Here is a 14,279-nt window from a genome sequence, read left to right on the forward strand (position 1 = left end):
CGTAGAAAGGCAGGAAGCCGAGGTCTTGCTCGCTCTCGGACCTGGGGGAAAGTTTGGCTTGCTTGGGCCCGGGCTCCATTCTCTTGGGAACTAGAGCCTCCATAAAACATGGGCGGTTCAACTTGAAGTCCGCCAGCAGGAATACCGGCGACTGGTGTATTGCTATGTATCAGGGATGGCAAGCGATACCTTCCAATACAACATCACCACAACGGTTGGGCTGGCGTGTGATGGAATGTGGAGACTATCCTCAAGCTGCGTGCGATCGCACCCCCGGCCCGCGCATCGAGGCAACCCATCTGCGAAAAAGGACCATGTCATGCGCCCGAACCTGAAATACCTTTCGGCGGCCGCCATTGCTGCGACATTGTGCGTAAGCGCATCCGCGCAAACAGCACAAGATGCCGTGCGGCCACCAGCCATTCTTCCGCTCAGCGGCGAGCCTGCTCCCAGGCTGATAGCGTACCCGGCACTTGCCGAGCCGCTTGCGCGCGGCGTAGTCATTGTCCAGTTCCGGACCGAAAATTTCCGCGTCATGCCGGTATTTGGCAAGCCAGCAGTCGATATCTCGCCACGCATCGGGCATCTGCACGTAACAATGGACGACGTTCATGGCACTTGGGCCCATACGAGTGAAGACCCGATCATCGTCGTCGGGCTCACGCCGGGGCCGCACAAGCTTCGGCTCGAGTTGGCTGACCCGAGCCACAAGATTCTGGCGACGGAGGTGGTTGCCGTCACGGTTCCAGATCTTAGGGTCTCGAAGCCGCACGAGCATTGATGTATTGTGTGCCCGTCTGTTTCAGGCGGGCGCGCGGACTGCTAAGATAACGAATCTGCGGCTGTGATCCCGCCACTTGCTGCCTGGATGCTACTGTTTCGACGTCTCATTGACGATTGACCCTGCCCATACCGGTGGCCGCCGTTCGCACCAGGGGCTTGCCGCTTCCAACTGTGCGGCCAGACGGAACAGCGTGTCTTCCCGCCCGAAGCCAGACATAAAATGCGACCCGATTGGCAGACCCGTTTGCGGGTCGATGGAAAGCGGCACTGACATTGCTGGCGTTCCGCTCACGTTCGATAGCGCGGTAAACGGTGACTGTCTAAAAACGTGCGCGATCCAGCCAAGCCCATCGACGGATGTTTCTACCCGATTGTATTCACCAATCCGAGGCGGAAGTCCGGGTAGCGTCGGTGTCAGCAGAATGTCGTAGTCGCCGAAGAATCGACCCAGCGCCCGTGAGACTGTATTTCTGACCTGCAATGCCGACAGGAGCTCTACGGCGCCAATCTCAATGCCGTATCGATAGAGCGCGAGCGTTGCGGGTTCAAGGTGTTTTTCATCCACCGTTCGTCCGGTGGCTGTGGCAATGCCGTTGATCCGGAGTGCCGCGTTGGCAGCCCAGATTTGCGCATTGCATTGCACAAAGGCGTCCCAGCTCACTCCCAAATCTGGCGCTACTTCATGGACATGATGACCCAGGGACTCGAGTGTCCTGGCCACCTTGCTCAAGGCATCAGCAACCCCTGTGTCGGTACGCACAGCACTGAATGGATTCATCATGAACCCAATCTTCAGGTTTCCCGGCTGCTGCCGGATCTCCGACAGATAGCTGGCTTTGGGCGGGGCAATGTAGTAGGGATCGCCCACGCCGCCGCCGTGGATGCCATCAAGCAGCGCCGCACTGTCGCGCACGGTTCGGCTCACGGCGAAATGCACGCCCAGACCATTCCAGACTTCGTCCACAAACGGGCCGCTGGACACGCGTCCCCTGGTTGGCTTCAGACCGAATAGCCCGTTGAAGGAGGCCGGCACCCGTATTGATCCGCCTCCGTCCGTCGCATGCGCGATGGGAACGATACCGGCGGCCACCGCCGCTCCTGCACCGCCGCTCGATCCGCCCGCGCCATGTTGCAGACTCCAGGGATTCCTCGTCGGGCCGTACAGCACGGGTTCCGTCGTCGTGCTAACCGCCAGTTCCGGCATGGTTGTTCGCCCGAGCGTGATCAGGCCTGACTGACGGAAGCTCGTCATCACGTACGAGTCTTCCTTTGCAACGGTTCCCATTGCTAGACGACTGCACATTTCGCTCTTGCGTCCCTGCATGGTGACGCCGAGGTCCTTGAGGAGAAACGGCACGCCGCCGAGCGGTCTCGGTTCAACGCTCACAACGCCAGCTGACTGTATCTCCGCCTCTTCGGGCCAGTAATCGAGCACAGCATTTACCTGGGGATTGACGGCCTCGATGGCAGCCAACGCGGCTTGCGCCACTTCCATTGCGGTCACTTCTCGCGTGGCGATGAGGTGATGCAGCCCCATGCCGTCAAGGGCGGTGTATTCGGCGAGCTTCATGTGGACTTTCTCCTTCAGGGACATCGGGAGGGCGCGCATCGCAAGGATTGCCCACTTGTCTGGTCTGTCTGCAGGCAAAGCTTGTCTCGCATCCCCCCCCGGGTGCTTCATAGTCGAGTGCCTACTGGCAGGCGTGATCACTGGCCAGAGGAACTTACTTCGCTTGACCCACACTGTTCGGCATGGGGGATTCGTGGCCAAGCGCTGTATCGGCCCCGGGCTTCAGGCGCAGGAACAGGATGATGAATGCACACACCAGCAACATCGCTGCCATCAGCAGGAACCCAGGGTAGATGCTGCCAGTCACGGATTTCGACCAACCGATTATGCTTGGGCCGAAGAAGCCGCCAGACAGGCCAATCGTATTGATCAGGGCAATGGCTCCTGCTCGTGCGTTGCCCTTGATGTACGCGGGCGGAACGGCCCAGAAGACGATGTTGGCCATCCACATCAGGCCGGTAGCGACGGTAACGCTTACCAGTGTCACTGCGAGATTGCCGTCGGCGAGGTACCAGCCAATGAAGCAAAGACTGCTTATGGCAGCCGGCACGGCGATGTGGATTCGACGCTCCTGACGCCTGTCGGAGCTGCGGCCGCCGAAGAAGATGGCAAACGCCGCTGCCACATAAGGAATCGCCGCATACCAACCGAGGGTCTGTGTGCTGGAGACACCGGCGGATTTGATAATCGTCGGCAGCCAGAAGCTCAAGGCGTAGATCGGCGCGATGATGCACAGATAGGCTACCGCCAGGATATACACCTTGGGATCACGCAGTACCATGAGAAACGATTCGTGCCGCCGGTCTGCAGCCGTGTTCGTTTCCGCGGCCAGCGCGCGTTTCTCCGTGTCGTTGAGCCATTTCGCATTGGATGGGTCATCGACGAGCAGGATGTAGGCCGCGACGCCAAGCACGAGGGTTGGGGCGCCTTCAATGAGAAACATCCATTGCCAACCGGCGAGGCTGGCCGTACCGGCGAAAGCCGTCATGATCCACGCCGACAGCGGCCCTCCAACAATTCCGCTGAAAGGGCCCGCAAGCCAAACCATCGAAATTGCGCCGGCGATGCGGCTCGGACCATACCAGCGCGACAGGTAGAAGAGGACGCCCGGCGCGAAGCCGGCTTCGAAGACGCCCAGCAGAAAGCGCAGGGCGTAGAACACCGGGACGCTATTGACGAACACCATGCACATCGAGGTGATACCCCAGAGCACCATGATGCGGCTGAAGGTAAGCCGGGCGCCAACCCTGGGCAGCAAGAGATTGCTTGGGACCTCGAACAAGACATAGCCCACGAAAAATATTCCTGCCCCGATGCCGTAGGCGGCGTCGGAGAAGCCGAGATCGCTCTGCATCTGAAGCTTCGCAAAGCCTACGTTGACTCTGTCCAGATAAGCGAACATAAAGCCAATGAACAGCAGTGGCAGCAGGCGTATATCTACTTTTCGATAGAGGGACGCACGGTGCGTCCCGCTCCCTGAAATTTGGTCCTTCTGAGACACAGACCTCTCCTTTGGTTGGTGCGTATAGCGTCGCCACGGTGCGCATCGGCGCCGGCATCCGTGGTTGAAATGGTTCTGGCGTGATTGCGTGGCAACTTCGCTTCCTGTCGACCGACACTTCGCGGTGGCCGTACGTCCGATCGCTGCCCGTGTGCGATTGACCCGCAATCGATGTGGCAGTTGGAACTGCTTATAGTGGTTCGGACATGATCGCAAGCATGGCGTCGCAGAGGACCTGCGCCCCAGCCGCGACATCGACTTCGCGCGCGTTCTCGGCCTCGTTGTGGCTGATGCCCTTTTCGCAAGGCACGAAAATCATCCCGGTGGGAATATGTTGTGCGGTGTACTTGGCGTCGTGGGTCGCGCCGGAAACGATGTCCAGGAATTTCATGGCCCGACCGCCAGCAGCTTTGCGCACGGTTGCCACCACGCGATCGTCGAACGTTGTCGGCGTGGACCTCAACAGAACCTTCGCTGACACCGGGCAGCCTTCAATCTCGCCGGCGCAAAGTTGAAGGATCGTCTCGCCGGCACGCAGGAGGGAATCGGGGGCGGGATGCCGCAGATCGATATTGAATGTCACCCTGCCTGGCACGGTGTTGGGCGATCCCGGATAAACCTCCAGCCTTCCGACGGTGAAGCGCAGAATATCCTCGGGGTCATCTATCGCGGCGCGAATGCATCCGATGAGCGTGGTGGCGGCCACCAACGCATCCTTGCGATGCCGCAGCGGCGTCGTGCCCGCGTGGGCCTCGGCGCCTAGCAGTTGGATCTCGTAGGCATGAAGTCCTTGAATGCCCGTGACAATGCCCACATCGCATGCCTGGTTCTCAAGGACGGGGCCCTGCTCGATGTGGGCTTCGATATAGGCAAAGCCGCTCATGCCAAGCGGGCGCTTCTCCAGAACCGGCAACTCGGCGACCTGAGCCTTCAATGCGCTTTCCACGTCGATCCCGTTGACGTCCTTGATGGCCAATGCATCGGTCAGTGGCAGCGAGCCGGCCGCAACGGCGGAGCCCATGGTGGGGGGAGGGAATCTTGAGCCCTCCTCGTTCATCCACACAACGAGTTCGATCGGGCGTTCAGTCTCCATGCCGTGATCATCAAGCGTCTCGAGTACCTCGAAACCTGCAAGCACGCCGTAGACACCGTCGAATCTGCCTCCGGTCGGCTGGGAGTCAAGATGTGAACCCGTCAATACCGGGCTGAGGCCCGGATTCCTTCCGGGGCGGCGGATGAACAGATTGCCGATCGGGTCAATTGAGGTCTGATAGCCTCGCCTGGATGCCCACTGGAGCAACAACATCTTGCCCTGGGTGTCTTCTGCGGTGAGCGCCTGGCGGTTGACGCCGCCTTTGGCCGTGGCGCCGATCCTTGCCATGGCGTTGACATGTTCCCAGAGCCGCGGGCTGTTGATGCGGGGACCGACGGGGGTAAGAGAGGAGGAAGGAGTGGGGGCGTTCATCTGGCTACTTGCCTTGTTGCGTCGCTTTGCATGAGCAACGGGTTGCCGCGTTGAAAGTTGTCGCGCGGATATTAAGAGTTCATCTGCGTGCACTGTTTGGTTCGATCTGATGCCTCAGTCCAGTTCGACGCAGACTTCGATCTCCACGCAGGCCCCCAGCGGAATCTGTGCGACACCGAATGCCGACCGCGCATGCTTGCCGGCATCGCCGAACACGTCGACGAACAGCTCCGATGCGCCGTTGGTGACCAGATGCTGCTCGGTGAAGTCGGGCGTTGAATTGACCAGGCTCATGACCTTGACGATGCGTTTGACGCGATTCAGATCGCCGGTGTGGGCCTGTAGCGTCGACAGCAGATCGATCGCGACCGCGCGGGCCGCGGCGCGTCCCTCGTCCGTCGACATCGTGGCGCCGAGCTTGCCAACCCACACGCTGCCGTTCTTCTTCGCTATGTGGCCGGAGAGGTAGACAAGGTTGGCGCTCTGCGCGCTCATTACGTACGCGGCAGCCGGCGCGCCTGCGGGGGACAGCTCGATGTCGAGTGCTTTCAGTCTTTGGTGGATATCGTGTGGTTGCATGATGTTTGTCGATGGAGGGCAATATGGCTGGCGCCACCGGGCGTCATCGCGAGTCATGTGGCGCCGGAGGACCGGCTTCAGTCCGGCATCGGCTCGCGGCCGAAGGCTTCGAGTTCGCGCACCAGGGACTGCGCGGCCAGTTCGACCAGTGCGCGGCCTTTCTCGCGCGTTGCCAGGCCTGGATCGGAACCGATGCGTCCGTCCGGGAAGCGGGCACGGAAGTCGAGGGCTTCGCGGATCGGGCCGGTCGGGGCAACGGGCGGCGCATAGTCGGCCAATTTGATCGAATCGGGGAAGGCGTACTGCGTGATCGCAATTTCCGAAGGTGTGGCATGTGAGCCGTGGCCGGTCGGGAACTGGTCTCGTGCCAGTTCGCCCACACCTGCGAGATCCCACCAGTTGCAGAGTTTCAGTGCGAAGCCGGCACGACGACGCGCAAAGCTTGCTTCGGCGTACAGCTCGGAGAACGCGGCATCGATCGACGAGACATTGCCGCCGTGGCCGTTCAGGAACAGGATCTTTTCGAAACCATGTACCACCAGCGAGCGGGTCCAGTCGCCGATCGCGGCGATGAACGTGGACGGGCGCAGCGAGATGGTGCCGGGAAAGCCGAGGTGATGCTGTGCCATGCCGATGTTAAACGTGGGGGCCACGAGGATATCGGCGGATTTTTCCGATTCACGCGCAATGATCTCGGGACACAGCCAGTCCGTACCCAGCAGCCCCGTGGGACCGTGCTGTTCGTTGGAGCCGATCGGCACGACGATCGTGCGGCTGCGCTTGAGGAACTGCTCGATTTCGGGCCAGGTGGAGAGATGTAGAAGCATGACGACTCCTTGTTACCGCTTCGCGGGCAGCTTGTTGGCGAGGATGATCAGTGCGGCAATGATTGGCAGCGCGGCCAGGATCAGCACACCGAGGTGAAGGTTGCCGGTGGCGGTCTTGGCCCATCCGATGATGGCCGGGCCCCAGAAGCCGCCCGATAGCCCGATCGTGTTGATCAGTGCGATGCCGCCTGCGGCCGCCGGGCCCTTGATGTATTCGGAAGGCATGGCCCAGAACACCGTGTAGGCCATCCACAGCGCGCAGGTACCGAGCGTGAGCAACACCAGCGATGCCGCAAGATTGCCGTCGACGAGGATGGACGCAGCGAGCAGCAATCCGCCGACGGTTGCAGGCACGGCACTGTGGAAACGGCGCTCCCCGACCCGGTCCGAGCGGCGGCCCATGTAGTACATGCCGAAGGCCGCGGCGACATAGGGCAGGGCCGAGTACCAGCCGAGTTGCACGGTGTCGTTCACGCCCTGGGCTTTGATGAAGGTCGGCAGCCAGAAGCTGATCGCATAGATCGCGGCGATGATGCAGAAGTACGCGAGGGCCAGCACATAGATCCGGACATCGCGGGCCACGGCCAGCAAGGAATGGTTGTGCGCCGCGCTGGATCCGATTTCGTTGGCGAGCAGGCGCTTTTCCTGCTCGGTCAGCCAGGCGGCGTCAGCGGGACGGTTCGGCACGAAGTACAGGGCGAGCACGCCGAGCAGGATGCAGGGCAGGCCTTCGACCAGGAACATCCATTGCCAGCCGGCCAGGCCACCGGTGAGCGCGGTGATCAGCCATGCCGAGACCGGGCCACCGACAATGCCGCCGAGCGGGCCGGCAAGGAACACGATCGCAATGGCGCGCGCCATGCGCTGAGGCCCGTACCAGCAGGACAGGTAGTAGATCATGCCCGGGGCAAAGCCTGCTTCGAAGATGCCGAGCAGGAAACGCATGGCGTAGAACATCGGCACGTTGCGCACAAACAGCATGCAGGCCGAGGTGATGCCCCCGAGCACGAGAATGCGGCTGAAGGTCTTGCGTGCGCCGATGCGCGGCAGCATCAGGTTGCTCGGTATCTCGAACAGCACGTAGCCGATAAAGAAGATCCCCGCGCCCACGCCATATGCGGCATCGGAGAAGCCGAGGTCGCCTTGCATCTGAAGCTTCGCAAAGCCGATGTTGACGAGATCGAGATAGGCGAACAGGTAGCAGATCAGCAGGAACGGCAGCAGTCGCCAGTTGATCTTGTTGTAGAGGATTGAGGTGTCGTCTACTGCGCTTTCGCTCGAGATCACCAGCATGCCAGTCTCCAATGTCTTTTATGTGGGTACCGCGTTGAGCGGATAGTGGCAGCGACAAGGACAATCTCCAACAGCAACTATGTCCACACTTTGTTGCCTTCCGGGCAACGCATCGGATATGGCTCCCTCAAGCAGCCGGATCTGCCGGGTGATCATGGATGGCGATGTGTTGAGATTCTCCGCAGAGCCGCGAATGGTGCCTGCTCGGGCACTTCGCGGAAGTAACGCGGTCGCTGCTGATTGATTTCACGCACGTCGAGTCATCACTTGGCCAATGACAGACCCACACCCTGATGTGACCGGTAGCCGCGCCAGAACTCAAGCAGATGCGCGGCAGCCTCGGCCGGCCTGACGCCACGCGCCTCTCGCTCAAACAGCGTCGTGCCAAGTTCGATGCATCCGGAGAAGTCAAAGATCGTGTATCGCAAGGAGGGAAACGCACCGGCACTTATCCGAACGCTGGAAGCGCAGGCCGCCGCGCTGGCCGATCGGCTCGCGGCGGCGCAGCGCCGGGCCGAGCGGGGCGAAGCGGCGCCGCGCGCTTCATGCTCGATGCGGAACGCAGGGAATTCGATGGCGCGTCTCCGGACGCGATGCCCAGCACCAGCCTGCCTCCCGTCAACTGGTCAGCGCTGGCCGCGGCCTTCGCGGTGTGCAGGGGATGCCGCAGCGGCAGCACAATGGCGCGGGTGACCCCAGGCCCGCGCGGTCAGTCTAGCTGGTACTTCTCCCGCACCAGCTTGCCGATCCCCATGCGGTCGAGCACGGCCAGCGGGCACAGGAAGGTGACGCGGACGGTGCCGGGCAGCCTGCTGATGTCGATGGAACCGGTGATCGTCGCGCGATTGAGCACCTCGTCGTACGGCAGCCCGGTCACGTCAGCCGCGCGCTGCAGCCCGTTCTTCGTTGCCGCGTTGAGATCGACGCCGCTGCCGAGGAATGTCACGGGTCCGGATTCTTCGATTTCAAGCTGACCCCATCGCGCGCCAAGCTCCCAAGCCTTCTTCCGCTCGGCGGCGGACAGCGGGCGGGCCAGCGGCGGCAGGTCTTCCACATTCTGCAGCAGGATCGGTCCGTCGATCGTCAGGCCCTTGATGACCTCGACAGTAAGCTCCGTCTCGCCCGATACATCGGTCGCATGGCCGGCGATCTCGCCATTGCCCTGCTGGGCATGCATGTCGCCCAGGTACACGCCGGCGCCCGGCACCTTGACCGGGCTGATCAGGATGCAGCCCTCGCGGACCGAGTTGGTGTCCATGTGGCCATCGGTCTTGGCCAGCTGCAGCTCGTCGCTGGTCAGTGCAAAGCGGTGCGGCGCGCCGACCAGGTACTGCCCGAAGTCCGCGCAGTTGTGCGAGTCAGGCAGGTCCCGCGCCGGCATCGTGCCGATATTGCCCAGGAACGGCCGCATGCGCGACGCCACACCAGGCATGTCGGCACGCGCCAGCGACAGGATCGAATGCTGCGCAGCCAGTTCGGGCAGCGCGGACATTTCCGACGCCTTGCCCGCCAGCCGGTCCGCCACCGCCTGGTTGACCGTCAGGCTGATCTGGTTTTCCTGGTCCAGCACGATCACGTAGCCGTGGCTGAAGCGGAAAGCGCTGACCTCGGCACCGTATTGGCTGCAGCGAATGGCATCGTCGCCGATGCCCTCCACGTGGCTGGCGGGATGCTCGGTGCCGCAATGACCGCAGAACTTGGCCACGAAGGGGTCGCCGTGATAGCGCCCTTCGACGAACTGCATCACCCCGGACGACGTGGCCGACGAGGTGACCGTCATCCGGCGGATCTTCAGCGCCACCGCGTCGCCGACCTCGGCGCCGGCAATTGCCACCGGCTGCGTGACTTCATGCCCGCCCTCGAAGGCCGGCGCGATCATCGGGCCCCGGCAGCCCGGCGGCGTGCCGGCGACCAGCGTACCGCCATCGGCCAGCGGTCCCAGCATCGGCTGGCTCGGGCCGATCACTCCGTGCGTATAGCGCTGGACGCGGATCCAGTCCACGGCATTGGCGTCGTCGATGGGTTGAAGCGAATGGGATGTCATGACTTCGTTGTCTCCTTGACTAAGGTTGTTGGCGCACCGCATCAGGTGCGCCACTTGCCGCCGCGCACCAGTTCGGTCACGGCATCGGCGAAGGCTTCGGGGGCTTCCTGCGGAAGGTTGTGGCCAACGCCAGGGACCTGGCGATGGATGCGCGGGCCGATGAAGCGGGCGGCCGACGCCTTGCCGTCGGTTGCCGGCACCACGCCATCCGCAGTGCCGTCCAGGGTGATGGTGGGAACGGGGATGGGCGGAATGGCCGCGAGCTTCGCTTCGGTTGCCTCGTGCAGCGGATAACCGGCCGCCAGGCCAAGCCGATGCCGGTAGGAATGGATCACGACTGACATAGTCGGGATTGTCGAAGGCCTCGGCCGCGCGGGCGAACGTCTGCGCATCGAACTGCCACGTCGGGGAGTTGTTCTTCCACAGGATGCGGGCAATGTCGCGGCGGTTGGCTTCCAGGCCGGCACGGCCGCGCTCGGTCTGGAAGTAGTACTGGTACCAGAGACCATGTTCGACCGGTGCCGCCAGCGGTGCGGCGGCATGGGCGATATCCTGTATCAGGTAGCCGTTGACCGAAACCAGGCCGACGCAGCGCGACGGACGGACGGCGGCCACTACGCACGCGGCACGGCCGCCCCAGTCATAGCCGGCCAGCACGGCCTCGGGCATGTAAAGCGCGTCCATCAGGGCGATCACGTCTTCGCCGATGGCGGCCTGCTGCCCGGCGCGCGGCGTGGAATCGGCAAGGATGCGCGTGGTGCCATGCCCGCGCAGATGCGGCACGATGACACGGCAGCCACGCGCTGCCAGGATCGGTGCCACGTCGACATAGCTGTGGATGTCGTAGGGAAAGCCGTGCAGCAGGATCACCGGCCGCCCCTTTTCCGGGCCGACTTCGTGATAGCCGATATCGAGGTAGTCCGTGCGGACCTGACGGACCCGCATGCGCGGCAAAGGTTTGCCTGAAGCTCCCGGCGCGCCGCGATTCGCGTCCGGTGCTGCCAGCACCTGCGAGGCGGCGACCAGCGTGGCGCCCGCAACGCCGGAAAGCAGGACCTTGCGGCGGGAATGGAAGAGATTGCTCACGATGTCATGGCTCAGGGTTGGAGGAAGGGAAGCGCTCAGGCGGCTTCGACGCCGGCGATGAGTTCATTGCCAAGCCAGCTGGCCAGCAACTCGCCCGCCTTTGCGATGCCGTCGCCTTCGCCAAGGCGCTCGACGAGCCACGCGCAAAGCGCATCGAAGCGCCCGTTCGCCTGGACGTGCAACAGGGCATCGCGCTCGATGGCATCGACTTGCCGCAGGTAGCATCCGAACTGCCGGCGCCAGACGACGAGGCCCCAGGCCCCCGCGAGCATCTCGCTGTCAGGCGGTGGCTGGTCATCGTTCATGGCAATCCAGATGTCCTGCGCATTGGTGCTGGCGGCCCGCAGCGTCAGTGACGGCGCCAGGACCAGGCGCGCGGCATCCCAGTCGATGTCCGCCAGCGATTCAACCGGCAGCGGGGCCGCGTCCGCTGACACGAACGACTGCGACATCGCGTGCTCGATCCAGGCCAGTTCGTGCAGGTCGGGGTTGTCCGGATACAGCGCAGCCAGCGTTTCGCCAAAGCCGTCGGCATAGGCATCAAGTGTCCAGGCGTGCGGCGGATGGCTGTCGACATGCGCGATGGCGGCGGCCAGGAACGCTTCGTCCCCCATCCATGCATGCACGCGCGGGAACGACGTATCCAGGCAGCCGATCAGTTGCGCCCGGTAGTTGTTCTGGTAGACCGCGAGCCCGGCCGCGGCGTCCGCACCGAGGCGCCCCGCCGCATCGGGCGATGCCGTCATCAGCCAGGCCCGGAAGTCCTGCTGCAAGGTCACGAGCTTCATGCCTGGCCTCCCGCAATGGCACGCGCGATGGCAAGCTCGCCAAGCAGTTCGGCAAGCGGCGGAATGTTGTCGTCCCGCTCGATCATCGTGGCGACCGCGCCGACGCGCGACCGCACGCGGGCATAGAGTTGCCACACGGCCTCGCATACCTCGCTGTCATGGGTGTCGATCAGCAGGCCGCGCCCCTGGCTGTGGCCGGCCAGGTGGATCTGGCGTACGTGCGCGGCGGGAATGCCTTCGACAAAAGCCTGCGCATCGAAGCCGTGATTGGTGGCACTCACGTAGATATTGTTGACATCCAGCAGCAGCCCGCAGCCGGTGGGATCGCACATCGCGCCGAGGAGCTCCCACTCGGTCATGGCTGCGCCGGGAAAGGCAAGATAGCTCGACGGGTTCTCGAACAGCATGGCACGGCCAAGCACGTCCTGCGCCATGGCGATGTTGCTGCAGACGATGTCCAGGGCTTCTTCGGTGTACGGCAGCGGCAGCAGGTCGTGGGAATTGAATTCGCCGATACGCGACCAGCTGAGATGGTCGGAGACGAACAGCGGTTCGATCTCGTCGATCAGCGCCTGGAGTCGCTGCAGGTAGCTGCGGTCGAGACCGTCCGACGAGCCGACCGACATCGACACGCCATGCAGCACGACCGGATACCGGCCGCGCACCTCGCGCAGGAGATGGCGGGGCCGGCCGCCGTCGACCATGAAGTTCTCGGAGATCACTTCAACAAAATCGACCGGCACCTCGGTTTCCAGGAAGTCCTGGGCCGGCGGCACAGTCATTTTTGCCGGCGAGCGACACGCCATAGCATTTTTCCAGGGCCTTGGCCGGCTCCCCGGCATGGGCAGCGCCACCCAGGGCATTGAGAGAGAGCGCGAGCGTGGCAGCAATGAGAGCGTGGGAACGAATCATGATGAACTCCTAATTTGGGAACAAAGAGAGAAGGTCAGACCCGCCGGCTGCCGTCGATGACGGCAGCCGGCGTGGAGGCGATTTCGATCACGCCCCCTGGTCATGCGGCAAAGCTGGGGCTTCAGGCGCAGGAGCCGTCCAGATACGGATCGACCGTGCGCGCCGGCGACGCCGAGACACCGCTGCGGTCCATGCCGGCCAGGGTGCGGGCGCCGTCGGTGTAGGGGACGCGCGGCTCTTGCAGCGTGCGGGCACCGTCTGCGTACGGGTTACGGGATTCCTGCACCGTGCGGGCGCCATCGGTGTACGGGTTGCGCGCTTCCTGCACTGAGTGGGCACCGGCGGTGTAGGGGGCGCTTGCCCCGGTATAGGACAGCCCGGCTGCCTGAGCGCCAACTGCGGCGGCTGCCAGGGTGACGGCGAAGACAAGACGATTGACGAGGTTGGTACGCATGATCGATTTCCTTGGGACGTTGCGTTGAGAACTGAGCAGCTGCGAATCGTAAGCAGTCTTTCATTGACGCCCTATCAAGGTAATCGGTGAGTAGGGATGATGGTGTCCACCTACAACAAGGTGGACACCTACCATGGAAGAGAAGACCCCTGAACTCAGAGTCATTGAGTCGCGTAAGGATGGCCGTCGCAAGTTCGACGAGCAAAGCAAGCGCGCGCTGGTCGAGGCCTGCCTGAAGCCAGGCGTATCGGTCGCCCGGATGGCGCAGACCTACGGCGTTAATGCCAACCTGCTGCGCAAATGGATCGCGCGGTATCTGGTAGAACGAGAGCAGCGGGCATGGGCCGAGCCTTCGCAGCACGACCACGCACCGAGTGCGGGCAGCCTTGATGAGGTTTGTATCGATGTCCCTGTCCAGCCTGCCAGCGACGCCTTGGCAAGCAAGGCTCATGCTGCGTTTGTGCCGGTCGTCGCGGCACCTGCGCCATTGGCGACATCGCCACAGCCCAAGGCAATGGCCGCTGCTTTGCATGTGCGGCTTCCCAATGGTGTCGAGTTCGATCTGGGCGAGGCACACATTGAGGAACTGGCGACGATCATTCAGATGCTGGGGAGGATGCCGTGTTCCGGTTCGACGACAGCCTGAAGGTATTCCTGCATCGCGATCCTGTGGATTTCCGCGTTGGCATCAACGGCCTTTCGATCCTGGTCGAGCAGGCGATGTTGCTCAATCCGATGTCGTCGGCACTGTACGTGTTCGGCAATCGCCGACGCGACCGGATTAAGATTCTTGGCTGGGATCGCAACGGCTTCTGGGTCCTGATGAAGCGGCTTGAGGCCGATAGGTTCACATGGCCCGATGCAACTGACATCGTCAAGCTCACCGTCGAGCAGTTGCACTGGTTGCTGGACGGCATCGACATCGCAGTCATCAAGAAGCATCCCCAACGCATCTACGTGCGTACGAGTTGAACTCG

General features: G+C 62.8%; 15 protein-coding genes and 3 pseudogenes. 3 read left to right on the forward strand and 15 right to left on the reverse strand.

Going from position 1 to position 14,279, the window contains the following annotated elements:
• Positions 1-319: 319 nt before the first annotated feature.
• Positions 320-781, forward strand: coding sequence for a DUF6130 family protein (locus RM96_RS03855; protein WP_039007897.1), 462 nt, complete (start codon positions 320-322; stop codon positions 779-781).
• Between the two features lie 90 nt (positions 782-871).
• On the opposite strand, the gene RM96_RS03860 is transcribed toward RM96_RS03855, so the two are convergent.
• From RM96_RS03860 to RM96_RS03910, 15 genes and pseudogenes are all read right to left on the reverse strand, one after another.
• On the reverse strand, positions 872-2,353 hold the full coding sequence (locus RM96_RS03860; RefSeq protein ID WP_039007938.1) for an amidase: 1,482 nt from the start codon (positions 2,351-2,353) through the stop codon (positions 872-874).
• Between the two features lie 154 nt (positions 2,354-2,507).
• Complete coding sequence (locus RM96_RS03865) at positions 2,508-3,854, reverse strand: MFS transporter (RefSeq protein ID WP_039007899.1); 1,347 nt, start codon at positions 3,852-3,854, stop codon at positions 2,508-2,510.
• A 190-nt stretch (positions 3,855-4,044) separates the two neighbouring features.
• Positions 4,045-5,319 carry a M20 family metallo-hydrolase gene (locus RM96_RS03870; RefSeq protein ID WP_039007902.1) on the reverse strand — a complete coding sequence of 425 codons (1,275 nt, stop codon included), beginning with the start codon at positions 5,317-5,319 and terminating at the stop codon, positions 4,045-4,047.
• Positions 5,320-5,433: 114 nt separating this feature from the next.
• Positions 5,434-5,898: a RidA family protein gene (locus RM96_RS03875; protein WP_039007904.1), complete on the reverse strand. Its 465-nt coding sequence runs from the start codon at positions 5,896-5,898 to the stop codon at positions 5,434-5,436.
• A gap of 77 nt (positions 5,899-5,975) precedes the next feature.
• Positions 5,976-6,725: a creatininase family protein gene (locus RM96_RS03880; RefSeq protein ID WP_039007906.1), complete on the reverse strand. Its 750-nt coding sequence runs from the start codon at positions 6,723-6,725 to the stop codon at positions 5,976-5,978.
• 12 nt (positions 6,726-6,737) lie between these two features.
• Positions 6,738-8,018 carry an MFS transporter gene (locus RM96_RS03885; RefSeq protein ID WP_039007908.1) on the reverse strand — a complete coding sequence of 427 codons (1,281 nt, stop codon included), beginning with the start codon at positions 8,016-8,018 and terminating at the stop codon, positions 6,738-6,740.
• Between the two features lie 93 nt (positions 8,019-8,111).
• Positions 8,112-8,272: pseudogene (locus RM96_RS38445) on the reverse strand (helix-turn-helix domain-containing protein); the annotation flags it as partial.
• Positions 8,273-8,308: 36 nt separating this feature from the next.
• Positions 8,309-8,410: pseudogene (locus RM96_RS39805) on the reverse strand (LysR family transcriptional regulator); the annotation flags it as partial.
• A gap of 56 nt (positions 8,411-8,466) precedes the next feature.
• The gene (locus tag RM96_RS40775; RefSeq protein ID WP_443112234.1) at positions 8,467-8,697 is read right to left on the reverse strand and encodes an LLM class flavin-dependent oxidoreductase; all 231 of its coding nucleotides are present in this window, start codon (positions 8,695-8,697) and stop codon (positions 8,467-8,469) included.
• Between the two features lie 30 nt (positions 8,698-8,727).
• Positions 8,728-10,104 carry an acetamidase/formamidase family protein gene (locus RM96_RS03890; protein ID WP_338011398.1) on the reverse strand — a complete coding sequence of 459 codons (1,377 nt, stop codon included), beginning with the start codon at positions 10,102-10,104 and terminating at the stop codon, positions 8,728-8,730.
• Positions 10,104-11,016, reverse strand: a pseudogene (locus RM96_RS03895) (alpha/beta fold hydrolase). Before RM96_RS03895 ends, RM96_RS03890 begins: the two are co-directional and overlap by 1 nt.
• A gap of 167 nt (positions 11,017-11,183) precedes the next feature.
• Complete coding sequence (locus RM96_RS03900) at positions 11,184-11,936, reverse strand: HvfC/BufC N-terminal domain-containing protein (RefSeq protein WP_039007912.1); 753 nt, start codon at positions 11,934-11,936, stop codon at positions 11,184-11,186.
• Positions 11,933-12,718: an MNIO family bufferin maturase gene (bufB, locus tag RM96_RS03905; protein WP_039007914.1), complete on the reverse strand. Its 786-nt coding sequence runs from the start codon at positions 12,716-12,718 to the stop codon at positions 11,933-11,935. Before bufB ends, RM96_RS03900 begins: the two co-directional genes overlap by 4 nt.
• Positions 12,660-12,848: a BufA1 family periplasmic bufferin-type metallophore gene (gene bufA1, locus RM96_RS39810; RefSeq protein WP_238587072.1), complete on the reverse strand. Its 189-nt coding sequence runs from the start codon at positions 12,846-12,848 to the stop codon at positions 12,660-12,662. Before bufA1 ends, bufB begins: the two co-directional genes overlap by 59 nt.
• 121 nt (positions 12,849-12,969) lie before the next feature.
• Positions 12,970-13,302, reverse strand: a complete 333-nt coding sequence (locus RM96_RS03910; protein ID WP_039007916.1) for a hypothetical protein — start codon at positions 13,300-13,302, stop codon at positions 12,970-12,972.
• A 133-nt stretch (positions 13,303-13,435) separates the two neighbouring features.
• On the opposite strand from RM96_RS03910, the gene tnpA reads away from it, so the two are divergent.
• A complete protein-coding gene (gene tnpA, locus RM96_RS03915; RefSeq protein WP_039007918.1) occupies positions 13,436-13,948 on the forward strand; it encodes an IS66-like element accessory protein TnpA in 513 nt (170 codons plus the stop codon).
• Complete coding sequence (gene tnpB, locus RM96_RS03920) at positions 13,924-14,274, forward strand: IS66 family insertion sequence element accessory protein TnpB (RefSeq protein ID WP_039007920.1); 351 nt, start codon at positions 13,924-13,926, stop codon at positions 14,272-14,274. Before tnpA ends, tnpB begins: the two co-directional genes overlap by 25 nt.
• The last annotated feature ends 5 nt before the right edge of the window (positions 14,275-14,279 follow it).

It is taken from the genome of Cupriavidus sp. IDO (genome assembly GCF_000812465.1).
In the GTDB taxonomy this organism is placed as follows: Bacteria; Pseudomonadota; Gammaproteobacteria; order Burkholderiales; family Burkholderiaceae; genus Cupriavidus.